This window comes from Corynebacterium ureicelerivorans (genome assembly GCF_000747315.1).
Taxonomy (GTDB): Bacteria; Actinomycetota; Actinomycetes; order Mycobacteriales; family Mycobacteriaceae; genus Corynebacterium; species Corynebacterium mucifaciens.
Window position 1 is genome coordinate 20,961 of record NZ_CP009216.1, and the last position, 20,174, is coordinate 41,134.

General features: G+C 65.8%; 18 protein-coding genes. All 18 read left to right on the forward strand.

Translation table 11 applies throughout. From position 1 onward, the window contains the following. Positions 1 to 49 precede the first annotated feature (49 nt). The 18 genes from CUREI_RS11350 (at position 50) to CUREI_RS11435 (ending at position 20,164) form a co-directional block, all read left to right on the forward strand. Positions 50 to 499 (forward strand): sigma factor-like helix-turn-helix DNA-binding protein, encoded by a 450-nt coding sequence (locus tag CUREI_RS11350; RefSeq protein WP_038610270.1) that lies wholly within the window; start codon positions 50 to 52, stop codon positions 497 to 499. A gap of 3 nt (positions 500 to 502) precedes the next feature. Further along, positions 503 to 1,744 carry a PBSX family phage terminase large subunit gene (locus tag CUREI_RS11355; protein WP_038610273.1) on the forward strand — a complete coding sequence of 414 codons (1,242 nt, stop codon included), beginning with the start codon at positions 503 to 505 and terminating at the stop codon, positions 1,742 to 1,744. A gap of 14 nt (positions 1,745 to 1,758) precedes the next feature. Beyond that, positions 1,759 to 1,983 carry a hypothetical protein gene (locus CUREI_RS11360; protein WP_038610277.1) on the forward strand — a complete coding sequence of 75 codons (225 nt, stop codon included), beginning with the start codon at positions 1,759 to 1,761 and terminating at the stop codon, positions 1,981 to 1,983. 31 nt (positions 1,984 to 2,014) lie between these two features. Then, entirely contained in the window at positions 2,015 to 3,574 is a 1,560-nt protein-coding gene (locus tag CUREI_RS11365; protein WP_038613831.1) for a phage portal protein, read from the forward strand. Positions 3,575 to 3,577: 3 nt separating this feature from the next. Then, the gene (locus CUREI_RS11370) at positions 3,578 to 4,651 is read left to right on the forward strand and encodes a phage minor capsid protein (protein WP_038610280.1); all 1,074 of its coding nucleotides are present in this window, start codon (positions 3,578 to 3,580) and stop codon (positions 4,649 to 4,651) included. A gap of 187 nt (positions 4,652 to 4,838) precedes the next feature. Next, positions 4,839 to 5,558, forward strand: coding sequence for a hypothetical protein (locus tag CUREI_RS11375; RefSeq protein WP_038610282.1), 720 nt, complete (start codon positions 4,839 to 4,841; stop codon positions 5,556 to 5,558). A gap of 20 nt (positions 5,559 to 5,578) precedes the next feature. Continuing rightward, positions 5,579 to 6,460 carry a P22 phage major capsid protein family protein gene (locus CUREI_RS11380; RefSeq protein WP_038610284.1) on the forward strand — a complete coding sequence of 294 codons (882 nt, stop codon included), beginning with the start codon at positions 5,579 to 5,581 and terminating at the stop codon, positions 6,458 to 6,460. A 75-nt stretch (positions 6,461 to 6,535) separates the two neighbouring features. Continuing rightward, entirely contained in the window at positions 6,536 to 6,970 is a 435-nt protein-coding gene (locus CUREI_RS11385; protein ID WP_038610287.1) for a hypothetical protein, read from the forward strand. A gap of 13 nt (positions 6,971 to 6,983) precedes the next feature. Beyond that, positions 6,984 to 7,325, forward strand: a complete 342-nt coding sequence (locus CUREI_RS11390) for a hypothetical protein (protein ID WP_038610290.1) — start codon at positions 6,984 to 6,986, stop codon at positions 7,323 to 7,325. Further along, positions 7,322 to 7,666: a hypothetical protein gene (locus CUREI_RS11395; protein WP_038610293.1), complete on the forward strand. Its 345-nt coding sequence runs from the start codon at positions 7,322 to 7,324 to the stop codon at positions 7,664 to 7,666. The genes CUREI_RS11390 and CUREI_RS11395 overlap by 4 nt, the downstream gene beginning before the upstream one ends. Before the next feature lies 1 nt (position 7,667). Beyond that, positions 7,668 to 8,126, forward strand: a complete 459-nt coding sequence (locus tag CUREI_RS11400; RefSeq protein WP_038610296.1) for a minor capsid protein — start codon at positions 7,668 to 7,670, stop codon at positions 8,124 to 8,126. A gap of 12 nt (positions 8,127 to 8,138) precedes the next feature. Next, positions 8,139 to 8,735 carry a phage tail tube protein gene (locus tag CUREI_RS11405; protein ID WP_051952170.1) on the forward strand — a complete coding sequence of 199 codons (597 nt, stop codon included), beginning with the start codon at positions 8,139 to 8,141 and terminating at the stop codon, positions 8,733 to 8,735. Between the two features lie 138 nt (positions 8,736 to 8,873). Beyond that, positions 8,874 to 9,410, forward strand: a complete 537-nt coding sequence (locus CUREI_RS11410) for a DUF7426 family protein (RefSeq protein ID WP_038610299.1) — start codon at positions 8,874 to 8,876, stop codon at positions 9,408 to 9,410. 104 nt (positions 9,411 to 9,514) lie between these two features. Further along, on the forward strand, positions 9,515 to 9,805 hold the full coding sequence (locus CUREI_RS11415) for a hypothetical protein (RefSeq protein ID WP_051952171.1): 291 nt from the start codon (positions 9,515 to 9,517) through the stop codon (positions 9,803 to 9,805). After that, on the forward strand, positions 9,792 to 16,919 hold the full coding sequence (locus CUREI_RS11420) for a phage tail tape measure protein (protein ID WP_038610301.1): 7,128 nt from the start codon (positions 9,792 to 9,794) through the stop codon (positions 16,917 to 16,919). The genes CUREI_RS11415 and CUREI_RS11420 overlap by 14 nt, the downstream gene beginning before the upstream one ends. A 9-nt stretch (positions 16,920 to 16,928) precedes the next feature. Further along, positions 16,929 to 17,684: a hypothetical protein gene (locus tag CUREI_RS11750; protein ID WP_144242399.1), complete on the forward strand. Its 756-nt coding sequence runs from the start codon at positions 16,929 to 16,931 to the stop codon at positions 17,682 to 17,684. Further along, positions 17,684 to 18,598: a hypothetical protein gene (locus CUREI_RS11430; protein ID WP_038610304.1), complete on the forward strand. Its 915-nt coding sequence runs from the start codon at positions 17,684 to 17,686 to the stop codon at positions 18,596 to 18,598. The genes CUREI_RS11750 and CUREI_RS11430 overlap by 1 nt, the downstream gene beginning before the upstream one ends. Next, positions 18,599 to 20,164: a hypothetical protein gene (locus CUREI_RS11435; RefSeq protein WP_038610307.1), complete on the forward strand. Its 1,566-nt coding sequence runs from the start codon at positions 18,599 to 18,601 to the stop codon at positions 20,162 to 20,164. It begins immediately after the preceding gene. Positions 20,165 to 20,174: the final 10 nt, after the last annotated feature.

The window sequence follows — 20,174 nt, forward strand, 5'->3', positions numbered from 1 at the left end:
AGGCGCACAGAAGGGGGCGGAACACACAACCACAGCACAGGAGAACCCAATGCCCGCATACCCCACCGGCATGACCCCAGAACGCGCCGAGCGCGCACAAAAGGTCGTTGAGATGAAACACCGGCAGGGGCTCACGATGGAGAAGATTGCCGGCAAGCTCGGGGTATCCGAATCGCAGGTGCGGCGTGACTACCGCGACGCGATAGACGCGACGTTCAAACCCACCGTTGAGGAATTCGTGATGGAGGAGGTTGACCGCCTCGCCCTCGTGTACCAGCGGTTCCTGCCGGACATGTTGCAGCGCGAAGACCACGAGCGGGCGTTCAAAGCGGGGGAGAAGGTACTGAAGGTGTCGGAGCAGCGGGCGCGGCTGCTGGGCCTGAATGCGGCGGTGAAGTTCGAGGTGAAGGGGGAGCGCGTCTCCGAGCTCGACACGTTGGCGCAGGCGGTAGCCGCGGAGGTGGCCGCGCTCGAGAAGGCAGCTGGCGAGCAGGAGTAGCCCGTGGCAGTTACTCTGTCGCCGAAGCAGAAGCAGGCGTGGGCGCACTCCACCCGCTTCATCAACGTGTGGGACGGCAGTGTGTCCGGTGGCAAAACGTTCACCTGGCTGCTGCTCATGCTCCACAAGATTCAGAACGCCCCGGCGGAGGGCGACATTGTCATCATGGGGTACAGCCTGCCGTCGGTGTACCGTAACGTCTTCTCGCTTATCGAATCGCACCCGTTGTTCGCACCGTTCCGTGAGCACGTGCGCTACAACCACAACGCGGACACCGCCCTCATGTTCGGGCGCACCGTGCACGTTATCGGCATGGGCACGATCAAGGCGTCCGACCGTATCCGGGGCATGACCATCCGCTACGCCTTCGTGGACGAGGGCACACTCATGCCGCACGAGGTGTTCACCATGCTGCTCACCCGCCTACGTGTTGAGGGGGCGCAGTGCTTCATCACCACCAACCCGGGCAACCAGCGCCACTACCTGCTCACGGACTACATTCAGCGCCCGGACGAGACGGACACCTATCACGCGACGTTCACGATGGCGGACAACCCCGGGTTGCCGGCGGAGTACGTCGAGCGGCAGAAGGCCCTGTATACCGGAGTGTTCTACCAGCGGTTCATTCTTGGGCGCTGGGTTGCCGCCGAAGGGGCGGTGTTCCAGGGCTGGGACGAGGACACCATGACGGTGCAGGAACTCCCCGAGCTGCTGCAAACGTTCAGCGTCGGCGTGGACTACGGCACCGAGCACCCCACCGCAGGGTACGCCCTATCCCTGGGGCGCAGCGTCGAGGACGGGCAAGACACCTACCGCCTGTACCTGCACAACGAATGGTCACCCAACCCGACCCGGCGTGCCACAGACTTCGAGCTGGCGACCAGTTTTGAGGAGTGGACGGCGACGCTCCCGCACTGGCCGCAGTACATGTACGCCGACCCTGCCGCGGCCAGCTTCCGTGAGGAGCTACTACGACGCGGGCTCACCACCCACCGGGCCGACAACAAGGTGCTTGACGGTATCCGCACCTTGGACAGCCTGCTCATGGCCGGGCAGCTGAAGGTGCACGCCTCATGCGCTCACCTGCTTGACGAGCTACCGACCTACGTGTGGGACGCGAAGGCGGCGGAGCGTGGGGAGGACAAGCCCGTGAAGGAGCACGATGACCACGTGGACGCCGCCCGCTACGCGGTGCACTCGTCGCGTCACCTGTGGCGCGCAATGCTGACCGCTCCCGAACCCTAGCGAGCATAAGCGGCATGTACGACACCACGGACACCTGGTTCGACGTCAGCACCACCGAGGACGCGCTAGGTGACTTCATCATCATTGAGGCGAAGCAGGGGGAGCATGCTACCGGCGCTGCTGTCGCTATCCCGATAGAGGAGGCACCGTTCATAGCGCACGCGCTGCTCGACCTGTGGTGTAGTGACGATGAGGAGGAGGAGTTGGGGGAGGATGGTTGGCCGGTCGAGGAGGACTGACCGCCCCGCGAAACACAAGAACATGCCGGGCATGAGTATCCTCCCGCCCACCTCCGCTTGGCCCCCAGCCCACTACAAGCCGGCGCTCGACCAGGTGCGCCACGACGCTGCGGTGCTGTCCGGTGACCTGGCGGTGCAGAATGACCTGTACGCCGCCCGCCAGCCGAAGCCGTACACGTCGCAGTTCCAGTTCAACGGCGGGCTGTTCGGCAGCGTGGCTAGGGGCATGCTCGGCACCCCGCGCCCCAACAATGCAACCCCCGCGGTGACGCAGTTCGACACGTTGCCGTTCGACCTCGCCACCCTGTCCGCCGACGTGCTGGTGGGGGAACCGCCCCGCTTCACCCTGAACCCCGCGGACGAAGGCAACACCGACGCCGCGGTGGCGCTCACCAACTTCACCGGCACGGACACCTTCGCAGCCGACCTGCACCAAGCGTTCCGCTCATGCGCCGGCCTGGGCTGGGTGTACGGCAGGGTGGTGTGGAACACCGACATTGACCCGCACCCGTGGGTGGAGTGGGTAGACGCCGACCAGGGCATGCCCGAGTTCACCAACGGCAGGGTCACCGCCATTGTCTTCTGGGACACCTACCGGCAGGGCAAGCATGTGTACCGGCTGTTGCAGCGCCACACCGCGGGGCGTATCGAGTACGAGCTGCACCAGGGTGACGAGCACAAGCTGGGCATGGTGGTGCCGTTCACCGAGGTGCCGGAGACGGCGTACCTCGCGGACGTGGTGGACGCCGACAGTGGGGTGACCACCGGTGCTACCCGCCCCACCGCTGTGCTTATCCCGAACCTTGACCGCTCCCCCCAGTGGCGCACCGACCCGTACCTGCGTTACCTTGGCATGTCCGACGTGGTGAAGGGCGGGGAAGTGTGGCACTCGCTGAACATGCTGTGGACAGACCTCATGCACGAGGTGGACAGTGCGAAGGCGAAGCTCGTTGTGCCCGAGCACTACCTGCGCTCCAACGGGCCCGGGCGCGGCATGTCGTACGAGTGGTTCCGCGACGTCTACACCAAACCCCAGTCCGCCAGCCCAGACGCCGCGGACACCATCGAGCGGGTGCAGTTCGACATGCGGGTGGATTCCTACATGCAGGCAATCGACAACACGCATATGCGCGCTGTGTCGTCGGCGGGCTGGTCGAACATCACCTTCGGGTTGGAGAACGCCAGCGCCCAAATGACCGCCACCGAGATTCGGGCGCGCTCCACCCGCACCATTCACACCCACAAGGCTAAGAGCCGACACGCCCGCGCCGGGCTGGGGGAGTTGCTGACGGCGTGGCTTGAGATGGACGCTGCGCTGAACGGCTACGCCCCACCCACCCATACGGTGAACGTGTCGGTGGCGGAGCCGGTGCAGGCAACCGAGCTGGACGAGGCCACCACCGTGCAGACGCTGCGCAACGCCGGGGTCGCCTCAACCCGGTACGCGGTCACCCGTCTGCACCCCGAGTGGACGCAGGAGCAGATTGATACCGAGCTGGCCGAGCTCGCCCGGGAGCAGCGCGCCGAGGTTGGGGTGAACCCGTTCGAGAACGTGGGGTTGGACGAACCGCCGCGGGGCATGGAGGAGTAGTAGGTGCCGGCCCTTGAGCAGCAGTCGCGGGTTGTTGAGGCGTACCGTGACGCCGAGGTGTACCTGCTGCGCCTCATTGCCCGCTCGGTCGACGGGTCGGGCACGCAACGCCACTACATCGAGCAGCAGCGCGAACTGGCGCGCCTGCTGAAGCTCGCGCAGGCGAAGCTCGACCAGTTGGCCGGCCACCTTGACGAGGCGGTGCTGCAGGAGATGGAGGCGGAGTACGTGGCAGCGGTGCGGGAAGCCATTGCGCAGACCCCTAGCCCGGTGCCGTCCCTCATTCCGACGGCGGCTGTTGAGGCGACCGCAGTGTCCACCGCGACGGCGGTGGTGTCGCAGCACCCGCAGATTCTGCGCAGTGTGCACGACGCCTACCAGGAAGCGCAGCGCCTGACCGTCACCCGGGCCGTCGTGTCCGGCGAGAGCAACCAGCAGGCGGTGCAGTCAATGCTGAACCAGCTCGCCGACCGGGGCATAACCTCCTTCCGGGACGCAGCGGGCCGACGCTGGGGCATGGACACCTACGCGGACATGGCGGTGCGTACCGGGCGCATGAACGCGCTGAACCAGGGCCACATGGACGGCTGGCGCGACGCCGGGGTTGAGCTGGTGAAGGTATCGACGCACCCGGCCTCCCACCCGTGGTGCTACCCGTACCAGGGGAAGCTGCTGGCGATTCGGGGCGGGGCTGGAACCCACACTCTCACCGACCGGGTGACCGGGGAGCAGGTGACGGTAACAGCGGTGGCGACGTTCCAGGACGCGGTTGCCCGCGGATACCACCACCCGAACTGTAGGCATTCGGAGGGTGCCTACATCCCTGGGTTCACCTACACCGACCCGAAGGTGGTGTCGGAGGGGGAGAACGAGCGCCAGTACAAGGCGCTGCAGCGTCAGCGGCAGATTGAGCGGAATATCCGCCAGTGGCGCAGGCGTGAAGCCGTGGCCCTTACGCCGGAGGAGCGGGCCCATGCGAGGCGCAAGGTGCGGGCGTGGCAGGCAGCGCAGCGGGAGCACGTCGGCGCTCACCGCTTCCTCACGCGCCGGCACGAGCGGGAGAAGCTACGCGCATAAAAGAAAGGGCCACCCGGAGGCGCATCGTAGAGAGGCGCGGGTGGTGCTGTTGCTGCACAGTCTAGCAGGCAGTTTCAAACGTTGTTTGAAAGTAGGCAAACTGACCGCCACACGTTCCGTCACATACTCACCTCCGTTACCACCAAGGCGTGGAACACCACCCAAGCCCCCAAGGAGGAGACACACAATGGCGGACGAAACCCCCACCCCGGCAGACCTCGCCCAGGCCGCAGCTGACAAGGCGCAGCAGGCCCAGCACGACACCGAGCAGGGCGATTACGCCCAGGCCGGTGAGAACCTGCAGCAGGCCGAGCACGACCTGCAGCAGGCACGCGACAACGCCCCGAGCATGGAGGAGCTGCAGAAGCAGCTTGCCCGCTACGAGGCGGAGAACCGCAAGCTGAAGGACGAGAACGGCGACCGGCGCGTGAAGGCGAAGCAGGCCGAGGAACAAGCAGCGACGCTGAAGAAGCTCGCCCAGGTACTCGGCTTCGAACCGTCCGACGATGACCCCGAGGAGCAGATTAAGCAGGCGAAGCAGGCGGCGCAGGAGCGCGAAGCCGAGCGGGACAAACTGCAAGCCGAGCTCAACCGCATGCGCGAGGACACTACCCTCCGCAAGCTGGCGAAGGACAACGGCGCAGACCCCGACATGCTGGTGCCGTACCTGCGTGGCTCCGGGAACCTCCCCGAGTGGGGCAGCGACGAGTGGGACAGCAAGGCTGGCGAACTCGTCACCGACACGCTCAACCAGTTCCCCCAGCTGCGCGCCGGCAACGCCCCGCGCACGTCCGGGAACACCCCCAGCCCGACCCGCAACGACGCCACCCGCGTCACCCGTGAAGACCTGAAGGAACTCGCGGCGAAGGGCGACTGGGAAACCATCAACAAGCTCATGCAGCAGTAACGCCTTAGGAGGCAACCACTATGGCAGCACCCGTAACCAACCCGGGCCTCGACGGCTTCATCCCCGAGGTGTGGGCAGCGGCAATCATGGAGCCGTTCGAGAAGAACCTGGTGTACGCGCAGCCCACCATCGTGAACGACCGCTACTCCGGCGAGATTAACCGCGTCGGCGACACCGTCCACTTCGGCACCATCTCCGCCCCGACCGTCCGCGACTACAACGTGCTCGAGCCGCTGGTGTACGAGCAGGTCAACGTCGAGGACAACACCCTGAAGATTGACCAGGGCAAGTACTTCGCGTTCTACGTCAACGACACCGACGAATCCATGGCCGCGGGCCCGTTCCGCGACCCGGCTGTGCGCCAGGCTGCTATGCAGCTGCGCTCCGGCGTGGATACCTACGTCGGCGACAAGATGGTGAAGAGCGCTGGCACGAAGCTCGGCAACGTCGACGTGGAGCGCGGCTCCGAGAACGACCTGTGGGACGTCATTCTCGACATGCGCGCCGCGCTGAACAAGAACGGCGTGCCGACCGAAGGCCGCTTCCTGGTGCTCGGCCCGGATTCCGAGGCCGCTGCGCTGCGCACCCCGGGCTTCGTGAAGGCTAACGAATCGGGCTCCGACGAGACGCTGCGCCAGGGCATTATCGGCAAGCTCGCCGGGTTCGACGTCCTGGTGTCTTCCGACGCCCCGACGAACGCTGGCCGTGAGGGTATTGTGGCCGGCACCCGCGACGCGGTGTGGTACGCCCAGGCCATCACCAAGGTGGAGACGAACCGTTCCGAGGTTCAGTTCGCGGACTACGTTCGCGGCCTGAACGTGTGGGGTGCTGACGTTATCCGCCCGGAGGCGCTGGCTTCCGCTTGGGTGAAGGTCACCACCGGCGCAACCGCGGCTGCGTAACCGCGCAGCACCGACTAGAGGGGGCTAGGGGCATGCAGCCCCTGGCCCCCTTTACCTGTATCGAGGAGAGACACGATGAACAACCCGTACCAGGCGGAGCTGCTCGACACGCTGCGGGAGCATGACAACGCCGGCGACGAGCGCGAACTGAAGCGCCTTATCAACTGGTCGACGTCCGGCGTGCTGAAGTACACGCAGGCCGCGGTGTACGCGACGAACGATGATTACACGCCTGCCGAGACGTACCAGCGTGAGGCAATGGTGGAGGCGATTGAGGTGCAGTGCGCCACGGTGCTGTCGCTCGGTTTGGTGGCCGATGTGCTGTCCGGTGGGGCTGCGGCGGAGCCGACGGTCACCGGCACGTCGGACAACGGTGCCAGCTTGTCGTTCAGTGACGCGCAGGCCGAATCTGCCCGGGCGTGGCTACGCCGGGGTGAGCTGACTACGGAGGCGCAGATGATTCTGGACGCCGCGGGTCTTGGCCCGCAGCACCCGTGGGTTCGATACTAGATGGGAGGAACACGTGGACGCGGCAGCATTACGTTCCCAGCTGTGGGACAGGCACGAAATCGTTTTAGAGGGCGAGGAGAAGCGCACCGCCTACGGGGTGACACACGGCCCGCAGGTGGTGGTGCGAGGCAGTATCAACGCAACGGCCCGCACAGTCACCGCCCCCAACGGGAGTGAGGTTGTTGTGTCGGCGACGTGCCGGTGGCACCCGTCGGGCCCGCTTCCGAAGGTGGGGGCGAAGGTGACGCTGCCCGCACAGTTCGGGGTCGCGCCCCGGCGCGAGGTGGTGACCGCACGGCTGGTGGATTCCGGCACCGGGCTAACCCCCGCCCACGTGGAGGTGACGCTGCGGTGAGCTTGGAGTGGAACGCCGACGCGTTGAAGGCCCGTATCACCGCCGGCGCTCGCGCCGGGGTTGCGGAGGCGGCGCAGGCGGTTGCTACGGCGTCGCAAGACCTCACCCCGGTGCTCGAGGGCGTGCTGCGCGCCTCAACCTTCGTTCACCGCCCGGTTGAACAAGGCGGCGAGGTGCTGTCCGGCGTGGGCAACAACACCATCTACGCGGCCCGCCAGCACGAGGAAACTAGCTGGAACCACCCACGGGGCGGGCAAGCGAAGTATATGGAGACGGCCATGAACCAGAACACCGACGCTGTCAAGCAGACCATCATCAACCACATCAAGGGAGCGATCTAACATGCCGGATTACGGCACCGTGGGCTGGCAGCACGCCCACCCGGAGTTCGCGCTGCAGGTCGCGGAGTACCTGCACTCGCGGGGGATCGTGGCTGACCCGCACGGCGAGCAGCGCGACGAGCGCACAGCGGTGTACCTCAACGAGCTGCCGGCCGCCCCCGACCGGGCGGTGTGCGTGTTCGGCGTCCGGCGCGACCACTACACCTCGGACAGTAACCCGACGATTCGGTTCAGCCTCGCGCACCGCGCCGCCCCCGGCGACGTTCTCGACGCCGAGCACCTGGCCGAGTTGACGTTCCTCGCCCTGCATGACCAGACCGACCTGCGACTGACCGCCGACCAGACGCTTCTAGTCTGCAGGCAAGTCGTGAGCGACCCAGCGCTGCGGGACGGGAACAACCGCTGGGTACGGGTAGACACCTACCAGGCACTCGCGGCAGTCCCGAACACGCTTTCCTAGCTAGGAGGAAACATGGCATTCGCCAAGGCACCCAACAGCTGCGAGCTGAACAAGCAGCTCAACCGCGGCTGGGTCGCGCAGGTCAAGCCGAAGGGCACCGGCCCCGAGAACTGGCGGTTCGTCCGCGGCGCGACCACCATCAACCCCGTTGTGACCACGAACGGCGTGGACGCAACCGACCTCGATTCCGACGGTTGGGAATCCGAGATTGACACCTCGCGCTCCCTCGACATCGAGATTACGCACCAGTACGTCCGCCAGGGCGACACCGATGTGCTGTCCCCCGACCAGGAGCTGCTGCGTTACACCGGCGAATCGCTGGGCGCGGAGGGCCAGCTCGATGTGCGCGTGTGGCGCACCGACACCGACGAGGGCTGGGAGGCCACCTTCAACAACCGCTACGCCCCGGCTGGTGGTGAGGCGAACGGTATCCGCGAGGCGACCGCGAACCTGAAGTCCTCCTGCGCGCCGACGCGTATCCACTCCGTCGAGGAGGGTGCGGAGCGTCAGGATTCCGTCCCGTTCACTGATGAGGAGCTGCGCGCCCGTCTGCGCATCACCCCGGCCCCGGAAACCGAGGCCGACACCGAGGGTGAACCCGCCGCCTAACAGCGGCCCACATTCCGGCAACCCCCTGCGCCGTTCCCGTCTCCCGGGCGCAGGGGGTTGCCTCATGCCCACTGACCGCAGGCCGGCGCGGGGGACACTACCGGAGTACATGACCACAAGCGGGAGACGGGAGACACCGTGGCTATTGACCTTGGCGACCTGAAACAGTACAACGCCGAGCAGGGACTGAAGTTCGAGTGGGCGGGACGCAGCTACCACGTCCAAGCCGACGTGGAGCACGGGCTGGGATTCCACGCCACCCACCACGAGATGGACACCAAGCGGGAGGAGCTGCGTGAGAAGATTCGCAGCACCGACGCCGAGGAATCCAAGGCTGCAGCTGACAAGCTGCGCAGCCTGAACCGGTTCGGCACCTTCGAGCTCATGGCCCCCATGTTCGGCTCGACCTTCCACTACCCCACCAAGACGAAGGGGGCGCGGTTCACCGGGGGTATCCTCGCGGAGCTGCAGGAGAACGGCATGGACTGGGGCACCCTTGAGCGCATTGTCACCACCCTGTACCTGATGATGGTGAACTCCGAGGCTGTGGCGCAGGAGTACATGAAGACGGGAAAATTGGAGCAGGCCGTGGCAGTGGTGGCGGCGCGGGAGAAGTCCGAAACCGACGCCCTGGCGACCCAGCAGGCACCTGGCGCGACCAGTGGGAACGACTAAGACGCGACCTCGACGGGTGGGCGTGGGCGCAGGACAGTGAGTTCTGGTACGACCCGAACCCGGGCGCGTACTTCGAGGGCGACCCGGGCGGTGGCCCACCCGACATGGAACTACTGGGTGCCGACGGGGAGATTCTGACCCGCGAGTGGTTCCTACCCACCGAGGACAAGGGCGAGGTGATTCCCTTCATCGAGGTGTTGTCCCACTGGGTGCAGCTCGAGGGGGACATGCACCACTACTTCGGCGCTGACCTGGAAGACCCCGCGGTGAAGGCAAGGCCGTGGCGGTGGTTCGCGGTTCGCGTGGACTGGCTCATGTCGCGTGATTCGACGCTACGGCGCGCTGTCCGACCGCCGAAGGAACCCGAGCAGAATAGCGCGCATGGCGACGCTTGACCTGGGTAAACTTGGCTTTGAGATTGGTGTGGAGACGTCGGGCCTGGATAAGGGCCTGGCGGACGCGAAACGCCGCGTAACCGACTTCGAGAAGCAGCTGGACAGCGCCGGCAAGAAGAAGCTGGCTCCGGTGGTGGACGCCACCCAGATTACGAAGCTGGACACCTCGCTGGGGAAGGTGTCGCAGTCGGCGTCGAAGCTGTCTTCCTCGCGCATTAACCCCACGGCGGACACCGCTGGGCTTGACCGGCTGCAGTCTGCGGTGCAGTCGGCGGAGAAGTCGAGCGACGAGCTGTCGAAGAAGAAGATTCGGCCCGACGTTGACGAATCCGGCGTTGACCAGGGGTTCAAGAGCATTGTGGGGAAGGCGGCGGGCGCTGCTGCAGCGGTGGGGGCCGCGTTCAGCGTTATCGACTTCGGGCGTGGTGTGCTGCAGGCCGGCAATGAATTCCAGTCGCAGATGAACACCCTCACCGCTGTGTCCGGGGCGTCGGCGCAGCAGCTGGCTCTGGTGCAGGCGAAGGCCCGCGAGCTGGGTTCCGCCACTGATCTCACGGCCACGTCGGCGTCGGACGCTGCAGCTGCAATGACGGAGCTGGCGAAGGGTGGGTTCACGGTTGACCAAGCCATGAGCGCGGCGAAGGGCACGCTGCAGCTCGCGTCCGCTGCGCAGCTCGACGCGGCGCAGGCCGCAACTATCCAGTCGCAGGCTTTGCAGGCGTTCGGTCTGGGCGCGGAGCACGCTGCCCGTGTGTCTGACATTCTCGCGGGTGCTGCGAACGCCTCGTCCGCTGAAATGACCGGTATCGCGCAGGGTCTGCAGCAGGCCGGTACGGTGTCTAGGCAGTTCGGCCTCACCATCGAGGACACGGCGACGGCGCTGGCTATGTTCGCCAACGCCGGTATTCAGGGTTCGGACGCCGGTACGCTGCTCAAGACGGCAATGCTGGCGCTTACCGACCAGGGTAAGCCCGCGCAGCAGGCGATTGAGCAGCTCGGCCTCACTGTCTACGACGTGAACGGGAAGTTCGTCGGCATGTCGTCGCTCATGGGGCAGCTGCAGGTTGCTTCGCAGAACATGACCGAGGAGCAGTACCAGGCCGCGACCGCCACCTTGTTTGGGTCGGACGCTATGCGCATGGCGGGTATTGCAGCGCAGCAGGGCTCGGAGGGCTTCGACAAGCTGAAGGAGGCCGTGACCCGCCAGGGGCAGGCCGCGGAAGTGGCTGCTGCGCAGACGCAGGGGCTCCCGGGCGCTCTCGAACGCTGGGAGAACACCATTGAAGACCTGCAGCTTGGCGTGTTCGACGCCATGCAGGACGAGCTGGTGGGGTTGGCGAACGCCGGCGTCGATATGGTGAACGCGCTGCAGCCCGCGATTGAGGGGGTGGCGAAGGCCGCTGCTGGTGCTGCGGGGGATGTGCTTCAGTTCGTGACGGCTGTGGCGCAGGCCCCGCAAAGCGTGAAGGACGTGACCGTGGGGCTGGGTGAGTTCGCCGCGATTCTGGCGGTGCTGAACTCGAGCCCGGCGCACACGGTGTTCGAGAAAATGTCGGGCGGGGCGAAGACGGCGAAGGGGGCGCTGTCCGGCGTGGCGGAGGCGGCGCGTGAGGCGTCGGTGCAGTACGGCGCGCAGGCTATGGTGCTGCGTGACACTGCGCGGGAGCAGTCGGTGCTGGCGAAGACGGCGGACACTGCGACCGCCCGTTCTAACGCGTTCTGGGCCGCGCATGACGCACGGTGGGCTGCTGGCGCTGCGACGGCGAAGGCGCACGGCGCTGCGATTGGTGGCGCACTGCAGCACATTGGTGGGAGCGCGAAGGCGGGGCTCGGCTCGGTGGTGGCCATGCTGGGCGGGCCGTGGATGGTTGGGTTCGCGGCGGCGGCAACCGCTGTGACCGCGTTCGTGTCGGCTGGTAAGGCAGTCGATGAGGCGAACCAGCGTATCGAGGATTCGTCGCGTAAGGCCGCTGAAGCGCAGCGCGAGCTCGTCCTGGCGGCGTCTGGCACCGAGGGCATACTGTCCGGCGACGCACTATCCGCCGCCGAGACGATGGTTGAGGGTGCGCTGGCGAACATCACCGCCAAGGGCGAGGCCGCGAACAAGGTGTTCGGCAGTGTCCGCACCGCGATTGACGAGGTGGGGGTGGGCACCTTCCTCCTACAGGGCATCACCAGCGACGCCACCGCGGAGTACCAGTCCGCGCTCGACGCTGCCCGCGGGTACGGCGACCAGCAGAAGGCGCTGTCCGACGCGCTGCGCGACACCGGGCTGACGATGGACGATGTGAACCGCGTCGTGGCCGAGGGCGGGCCGGAGTACGACCGGCTGGTGGAATCGCTGCGTGGCATGGGCCCACAGGGCGAAGCGGTGGCGGATTCGCTGGGGCAGGTGCGTGACGAGATTGAGCGCACCGCGCAGGCTGGGCGCGAGCTGCCGGAGAACTACGTTCAAGCAGCTCGAGCGATTGACCTGCTGGCGGATTCCGCGACGTCGGCGGAGGACAAGCTGGCCGCAATGGACGCCCTCATGGTGGCTATGGGCCTGCGCCCGAAGGACGCGGAGCGCGCCATGCTCGACTTCAAGGAATCCCTGGACAAGACCGGCCAGGAGATTGAGATGATCACCCGCTCGTCGGACTTCATGGGGCAGGCCATGTTCGACGCGTCGGGCAAGCTGCAGCTCGAGGGTGCGAACCAGGCGACGGCGGAGCTGCAGAAGAAGATTGACGGCCTGGCGACTGACCTTGAGCGCGCTGCGCTGAAGGGCGCGGACATGGACGACGCTATGGCGAACATGGAGCCGACGCTGCAGGCGATTCAGCAGGCGTGGGGGCTGACCGACCAGCAGATGGAAGGCATCCGTGACAACCTGCGCGAGATTGCTGGCACGTCGACGTTTGCGGTGCAGCTGCAGGGCGCGGACGAGGCGACGCAGGAGCTGTCCGCGATTCTCGCCATGCTGAAGGGCGCGGAGGAAGACCAGCACGAGATACGCATGGACATGCCCTCGGAGCATGTCATGGCTGCGCTGGACGAGATGGGTGTGGCCGTCAATGACCTGGGCAACGGGAAGGTGTCTATCCCGGTCACGGCTGAAACCCGTGAGGCGATTGACCAGCTGCAGGAGGTGGCGTGGGTTGCTGACGAGGCCGCGTCTAAGGGCGTGACGATTGACGCCCTGCTGAACACCGACCAGCTTGAGGGGTCAGCGGCGCACGCGCAGGAGATTCTGGACATTCTGGCTATTCAGAACCCGTCGCCCGAGGCCGACGTGATTATTCAGAAGCTGCTGAACGGTGTGGATGTGTCCCACGGTGAGCTCGCCGCCCTGGCTGCGGTGTCCTCCGTGCCTACCGCTGACCTTGAGGCGAAGCTGCTGCACGCGGGTGTGGACGGTGCGAACAGGGCCCTGGGCACGATTCCGAAAAGCACCAACACCGATCTGAAGGGCAACGCTAACAATGTGGTGAAGGAGGCGGGGCGCGCTAAGGACTCCGTGAACTCTGTCCCCTCGGAGAAGACCGTCACGTTCTGGGCCCGGTTGCGCGGTGCCTGGGACGCGATTCGCGGACACTTCAACGGTGGCGTGGTCGGCTTCCACTCGGGCGGGCTGGTGCCTGGGTTCGCGGACGGCGGATTCATCCCCAACATCCCGGGTATCTCGGACACCGAGCGCGACCCGATCCTCGGTATTGATTCCACCGGGGTGCCGGTGGCGCGCATTGAGCCCCGAGAGTACGTGGTGAACCGTGCTGCCACGGAGAAGAACCTCCCGCTGCTGCACGACATTAACGCGGGCCGTGTCTCGATGGAAGACCTACCGGGCTACGCCGACGGTGGTGTTGTGTCCCCGGCGCAGCTGCTGGCGTTCGCCGGCGGCAAGACGGTGAACGGCAAGACTGCCCCGCGCTCCCTGGAGGGCGCAACCTACGTGTGGGGCGGCGGTCTGCTCGGAAACTGGGGCGACTGCTCCGGCGCCATGTCGGGCCTCGCTGCAATGGCGGTGGGCATGCCCCTGCAGGGCCGGAAATTCGCCACCGGCAACGAGGGTTCAGTGCTGTCCTCGATGGGGTTCAGCAGCGGTCTGGGCTCGGGCCCGCGCTTCGCTGTCGGCTGGTTCAACGGTGGCCCGTACGGCGGACACACCGCGGGCACCATTTACGGCGCTGACGGCACGCGGGTGAACGTCGAAATGGGCGGTGGCCGCGGCAACGGCCAGATTGGCGGGCGCGCAGCCGGAGCCGACCACTCGAGTTTCACCAACCGGGCGTACCTGCCCCTCATGGGCCCGGGCTCTGGCGATATCACCGACCCTGGTTCGTACGGCGGCGGCGGCGGGGACGTCGTGAACACGTCGACGGATTCCGTAACGATGAAGAAGGCAGGCAAGACCCGCAAGGTCGATTGGGGCACCGCCTCGCAGCTGGCTTCCGACGTCGAGGCCCGCAACCACAAGTACAAGCAGCTGGCGCGCTACAACGCCGGGCTGTACGACAAGGGCGGCATTCTGCGCGACGGGCAGATCGCGGTGAACATGTCGGGCCACGACGAGTATGTGATACCCCCGGCGCTGACCAACGCGATTGTCACCTACCTGCCTCAGTACGCGGAGGCGCTGCCGGGTGTGACGAAGGCGCTCAACGACTTCACCACGCTTGGTAACCAGGTCGCCGGCGCGGGTATGAACCGTGCTGCGCTGACGCAGGTGGGGTGGAACACCACCCTGCAGGCCCGCGCCGACCTGCAGAACCTCCCCGCAGACGCCAGCCCGTTCGACCGGTGGGCCATCTACGCGAACCGCACCGCTGGCGAAGCGCTCATGGGCGCTGCGTCCATGTCGAACTCGCAGTGGATTGAGGCCGGCGAGAAGCTGGGCCTCGACTTCCTCGGCGAGTATGCGGGCGGCATTGCGAGGGCGCAGGAGGAGATTGAGGATTCCTACGTCGCGCAGGTCGACGCAGCGGACGCCCTAGTGGAGGCGGAGGCCAATCTGGCGGACGCGCAGCGGGAGCTCAACGAGGTTATGGAAGGCGCGCCGGAGCTGTCAAAGGCCACCGCCCGCAAGGTTGAAGACGCGGAGCGAAAGGTGGAGGAGGCCCGCAAGGGAGGCGACGCGAAGAAGCTGGCGGACGCGGAACGGAACCTGACGCGGGTGCGTGAGGACGCTGCCGAGGAGTTGGAGAAGAACGGCGCGAAGGACGCGCAGGCTATTCTCGACGCCCGCCAGGCCGTCACCGCTGCGGAAGCCGACCTAACCACCGCGCAGGGCGTGGTACAAGCGGCTGCGGTTGCTACCGGGCAGGCGCAGATAGCCATGGCCGTCGAGGTTGCCTCGGTTGTCATCAAGCTGACAAAGAAGGTCGCAAAGGTAGTCAAGAAGGTCGTGGAGGCCGAGCGTGCGGCTCGTGTGGGTGCTGCCGAAGCGCACGCCCAGATTATGGCGAACGTGCGCGACTTGACGGAGGCCACGGAGCAGCAGCGCCGTGTTGTCGGCGGGCTCATGGCGGACATGGTGCGCATGAAGCTGCAGGTGCTCGATTCGACATGGAAGGTGCGCCAGGCGCAGAACTCCGTGTGGACGGCGCACCTCGAGGGCCTGGTGGGTATCCGCAAGGCGGAGGCCGCGCTGCAGGCGGAGCGCGACAAACTCGCAGGTAAGCAGCACTATAACTTTGTGGGCCTGGACATTGAATACGACCGGCTGATTGGCAACATCCAGTCGGGGCTGCTTGATATCGAGGCGAGCGAGCAGGACATGCTGGACATGTCCACCGCCGCGATGGTGGCCCGTATCCGGGGTGAGCAGGGCCTGTCAGACGCTTACGGCGACGCAATGGCACAGCGGCTGCGCACTACCAAAAACCTCACGAAGGAGGAGGCTCGCCTGGTCTCGGCGGTGTTCGCCGGGCGATTCGCTGGCTACAACGACGAGACGGCGTCCCTTGAGCAGCGAAGAGCGTACGCGAGCGCCTACTACTCCATGCAAAAGGCCGGCCTCGAGGGGCTCATGGAGCAAGCCACACGCACCAGCGCAGAACTGCAAGCGCTTGAGGCGCTGCGCTCCGCCGCCCAGTGGGAGCGCGAGAAGAACGTTCTAGCAATGCAGCTGGATTCGCTTGAAGCCACCTACAGTCAGCACGAGGCCGTGAAGCAGCTTGCCCGCCTGGGACGCGACTTCAACGACGAGGTGGCGCGGTACAACCGCCTTCAGTCCGGCGCTATGGGCATGCAGTCAGACGAGGCGATTATCAAAGCAGAGATTGCGCGCCTGCAAGCGGAGAACGCGCAAGCCCGCAAGGACATTAAGGACACGAACTTCCGGGCCTTCTGGGACTTCACCAAGAATGGGCGCATCCTGGGTATCCAGTCGGAGGCGTCGCTGACGAACCAGGCCGCGAAGGCGACACTGGCCGCGAACGACGAGCTGCTGGCGGAGCTGAACAACCGGCTGGAAGCCCTCGGTAAGACAGTGGAGCCGCTGTCGAAGGAAGACCAGCGCATTATCGAGATGGCGGGCATGTTGCGCGCTAAGGGTGAGAACGAGCGCGCAGACCAGCTCATGCGCAGCACCTCATACGGCAAGGCTCGTGATGTGCAGCTGCTGGACGATATTGATTCGCGGTTGGCTGACATTGCGAGGGAGCGTAAAGACACCTACGACGGGCTCGTGGACGCTATGGACGAGCGTGCCTACCAGGGTCAGCGTCTACCGCTCGACATGCAGCGCTACTACGCGGAAGGGATGGAGGCGTCGTATCGGTCGGACGCAGAGGGTTACCGCGAGGCTGACGGGGCTACACGGGATGCCTGGTGGAACCTCGCTGATTGGCAGCGCGAGTACGCGGGCGCTGCTGCTGACATGTCCAACCGCAACCCGGATTCGATGATGATGGGGCTGAACGTCCAGAACGAGCGGGGCGCTGCGCGCAACCAGACGCTGATTCGCATGGACTTGACGCAAGGCGCGCTTATGTATTCGGACGATGTGGAGGCGGCGTTCAAGCGCCTCGCGTCCGAGATGGACGGGGTGAAGATTGACGTGCGACAGTTGCAGCGGGCTGGTGCGCCGACCGGCAAGACGGTGCAGCTGAAGCGCGCCGGCATTCGATAGGAGATGAACATGGGGCGGAACGCAACGATTGAGTTGTTCGACGTCAACGGCATGGCGTGGCGGTTGAATGACCCTACTTCCCCCGTGCGGATTGTCCGCGGGGGATTGGGCGAGCTGTCTTCCCGGGCGGTGGCGACTACGCGAGCCGGTGAGGTGGTGCGTGGCGGGTCGAAGCTCACCCCGGTCACGACTTCGCTCACGGTCGGGTTCTACCCCGCGCCGGGGGTTGATCTCGGGGAGGTGCGCCGCGCCTTCCGCGCTGGGTGGGCGAATGATGATTACTGCAGGCTGCAGGTGACCCCTAACGACGGGATGGCGGCAACGGCGCGTCTTCGCCTACCGGATGATACCGGTCTGCCACCACGCGAAGTACTGACCCCTAACCTGTTCGACACGTTGCAAGTGCCGGTGTACTGGGATGACGGGTGCTGGCTGTCCTACATGGTGGGGGAGGGTCGAACCGAGGTACGCAACACCGGTGTGTCGCGGGTGAAGGTGTGGATTCGGTGGCAGCAGGGCGGGACGGTCACGCTCCCCTCCAGGCGGACGTTTGAGCTGCCGACGGTGCCGGAACCGCGCCGGGTTCTGCTCGACCGGGCTAAGGGCTTCCCGGTTACGACGGTGGCCGGCGAGCCTGACCGCGAGCTGACTAGGGAACTATGGGGGCAAGTTGTTGAGGAGCGAATCATGCCGCGGAGCAGCGGCGTGTTCACCCCGCCGCCTGGTGGACGGGTTGAGTGGGAGATAGGAGTGCGGGAGCCCTAATGCTGACCGAGACACAGTGGCGCGAGGAGCGCGCCCACATCGACCGGGTGGTGGAAACCGACGGCGAGTGGGTAGGCATCCTCGACGGAGAGGGGGAGCCACTGTGGGAGCTGGAAGCGTTTGAGTACGACGTTTCTACCCGTAACCTCGATGTGACCGAGGGGACGCTGACGGTGCCGGTCGTGACCGGCGACGGCACATTCCACCCCCTCGTAACCGCGTTCTTCGGCGCAGGGTTCGGAACCGACGCGGGGGCGATTCTGCAGCCCGGGGAGAACCTCGGGTACATGCTGTGCGTGCAGAAGCCAGGTGGGATTGAGGGGCGCATGGTGTCCACCATCTCGTACCCGACACTGGAACCCGGGCCTGACGGTGAACCGGCGACGCTGACGTTCGAGACGATGGAACTGCTGGGGGAGCTGAACTTCGTTCTCGCCGCGTCTATCCCCGACACGTGGGGGGCGCAACCATTCGAACGGTGGGACGCCGACCAGGGCGGGGTGTACAAAGTGGCGCGGGAGCTTTCGCCCGTCGAGATTGCCACCACCTCGTGGGTGCTAACAACCGCACCAAAACAGCAAGGTTCCATTGATGTTCGGCATGTCGTGTCCGGGCCCGCGGTGCAGCGCATATCTGAAGTGATTCAGGACAGCCTCGACGCAGCCGACCGGCTGGACGGCACGCTGGAAGACCCAGCGTTCGTCGTATCACCGGGGGAGGGCGATTCCCCGGTGGTGCGTATTGCACGGCGCGATGACCCAGTGTGGGGGACGGTAGCCGAGACGGCGCGACTGGCGGGCGTCGAGCTGTCGGCGCGGCTGTGGTGGCCCGGCGACGCCCCGGTGCCGACGCTGAAAGGGGAGCAGCAGTGGCAGAAGGCAATGGGCGTGATTCGAGTGAAGGCGGAGAGCTAAATGGTGAACCTTGTCGGCAAGGTGCCCCCGCTTGAGGCGTCTGGCGCGGAGGTGACGCTGGTACACCCGACGGCGACCACGGTGGTCGGCCAGTGGGACGTGACATATCCGCAGGACATGCCGGAGGAGCAGCGCCCCGACCTGGGGCCGACGCGAACCTTCGGCTACGCACATCGCCTGGTGAAGCAACCCCCGCGATTCGCCCGGCGTCATGTACGGCGGGATATCCAGATTGACGCCCGCGACAAGAACGGGTGGTCGGACGCTGAATCGCAGATTGATTCCGCGGCTCGCGAGCTGTCCGGGGACGTAGTGTTCCAGCGCACTCTCACGGACGATGAGCTAGGGGCTCTGGTGCCGAATGTCGATTTCGCGCAAGGTGACGTACTCCCGCTTCTGGTGTGGGGCATGGTAGTGCCGGCCACGTGCACCAGTATTCGCTACTCTCTGCAAGACGGGGTGCGTACGGCGGAGGTCGGGTTCGGCCCGGCGCTGATGTCTGACACTACCGACCTGGCGGAGAGTATGCGTCAGATTGACCGCCAGATGAGGGCGGAGGCCGCGGGCATTGACGAACAGCTAGCAAGCCAGCTGGACGAGGCTAAGTCGCACGCTAACGCCGTCGTGGCGGTGGAGCGTTCGGAGCGTGTGGCTGATGTGGCGCAGGTGCGTGAGGTGCTGGGTGGCGCGCAGGCTGATGAGGGGGATTTGCTGGCGCAGTTGGCGGCGGTGCAGTCGCAGATCACCGGGATGGTGGGGGATGGTGAGACCCCTCCACCCCCTGGCTTGCTGAACTCGTATCTGTGGATGAATACCCAGCTGTGGGAGGCGCAGCGTGAGATTGACGAGGCTCAGGACCAGCTGGCGGAGCAGCAGAATGCCCGCCAGAATGAGCAGGGCGCGATTATGGACGCGATGCAGGCGCAGCTGGGTCGCATGGGGGATAGGGCGTGGCAGGTCGGCACTGATGGTGATGGCGTGTGGCGCGTCGACGGGAGCACGGTGCAGGCGCTGGGTTCGTGGGTCGGTACGGCGGTGCTGGACGTGACACACACGAGGCGCAGCGGCAACACTGATGTCACGGTGACCACGTATCCGAGGGAGGTGCGTCGGGTGGATGTGGGCACCACCCGCAGCTGGAAAATGGCCAGCGACGTGCACGCCGCCGTCTTCCACTACCAGCGCGCTGACGGCTCATTGACCCGCCTTGACCAGCGACTGCCGCGATTCGTGGCGGGCACATGGTGGACACCAGTGCGCACCGTCACGGTGGAGAAGGACCGCCTGGTCTCGATGGAGCTGCGTGTGGATTGGGCTGCTGCGGATCGCGGGTCACTCTATGGGGTGCGTATCACGGTCGACGGGCAGACGGTGGCGGAGGAATCGTCCACGAGTGTCGGGCCGCTGAGCTTTCTGGGTAGTGGTGCCAGGTCGCAGTCCGTGTCGCGGAATATCGATGTTAAGGCTGGTCAGACGGTGCGTTTTGAGGCGCGGTGTAATCACTCGGGCGAAGTGCAGCGTACGGCGTCGGGTGGCAATACTCGCCTGTGGTGGATGGAAAGCTAGGAGGAAAAAG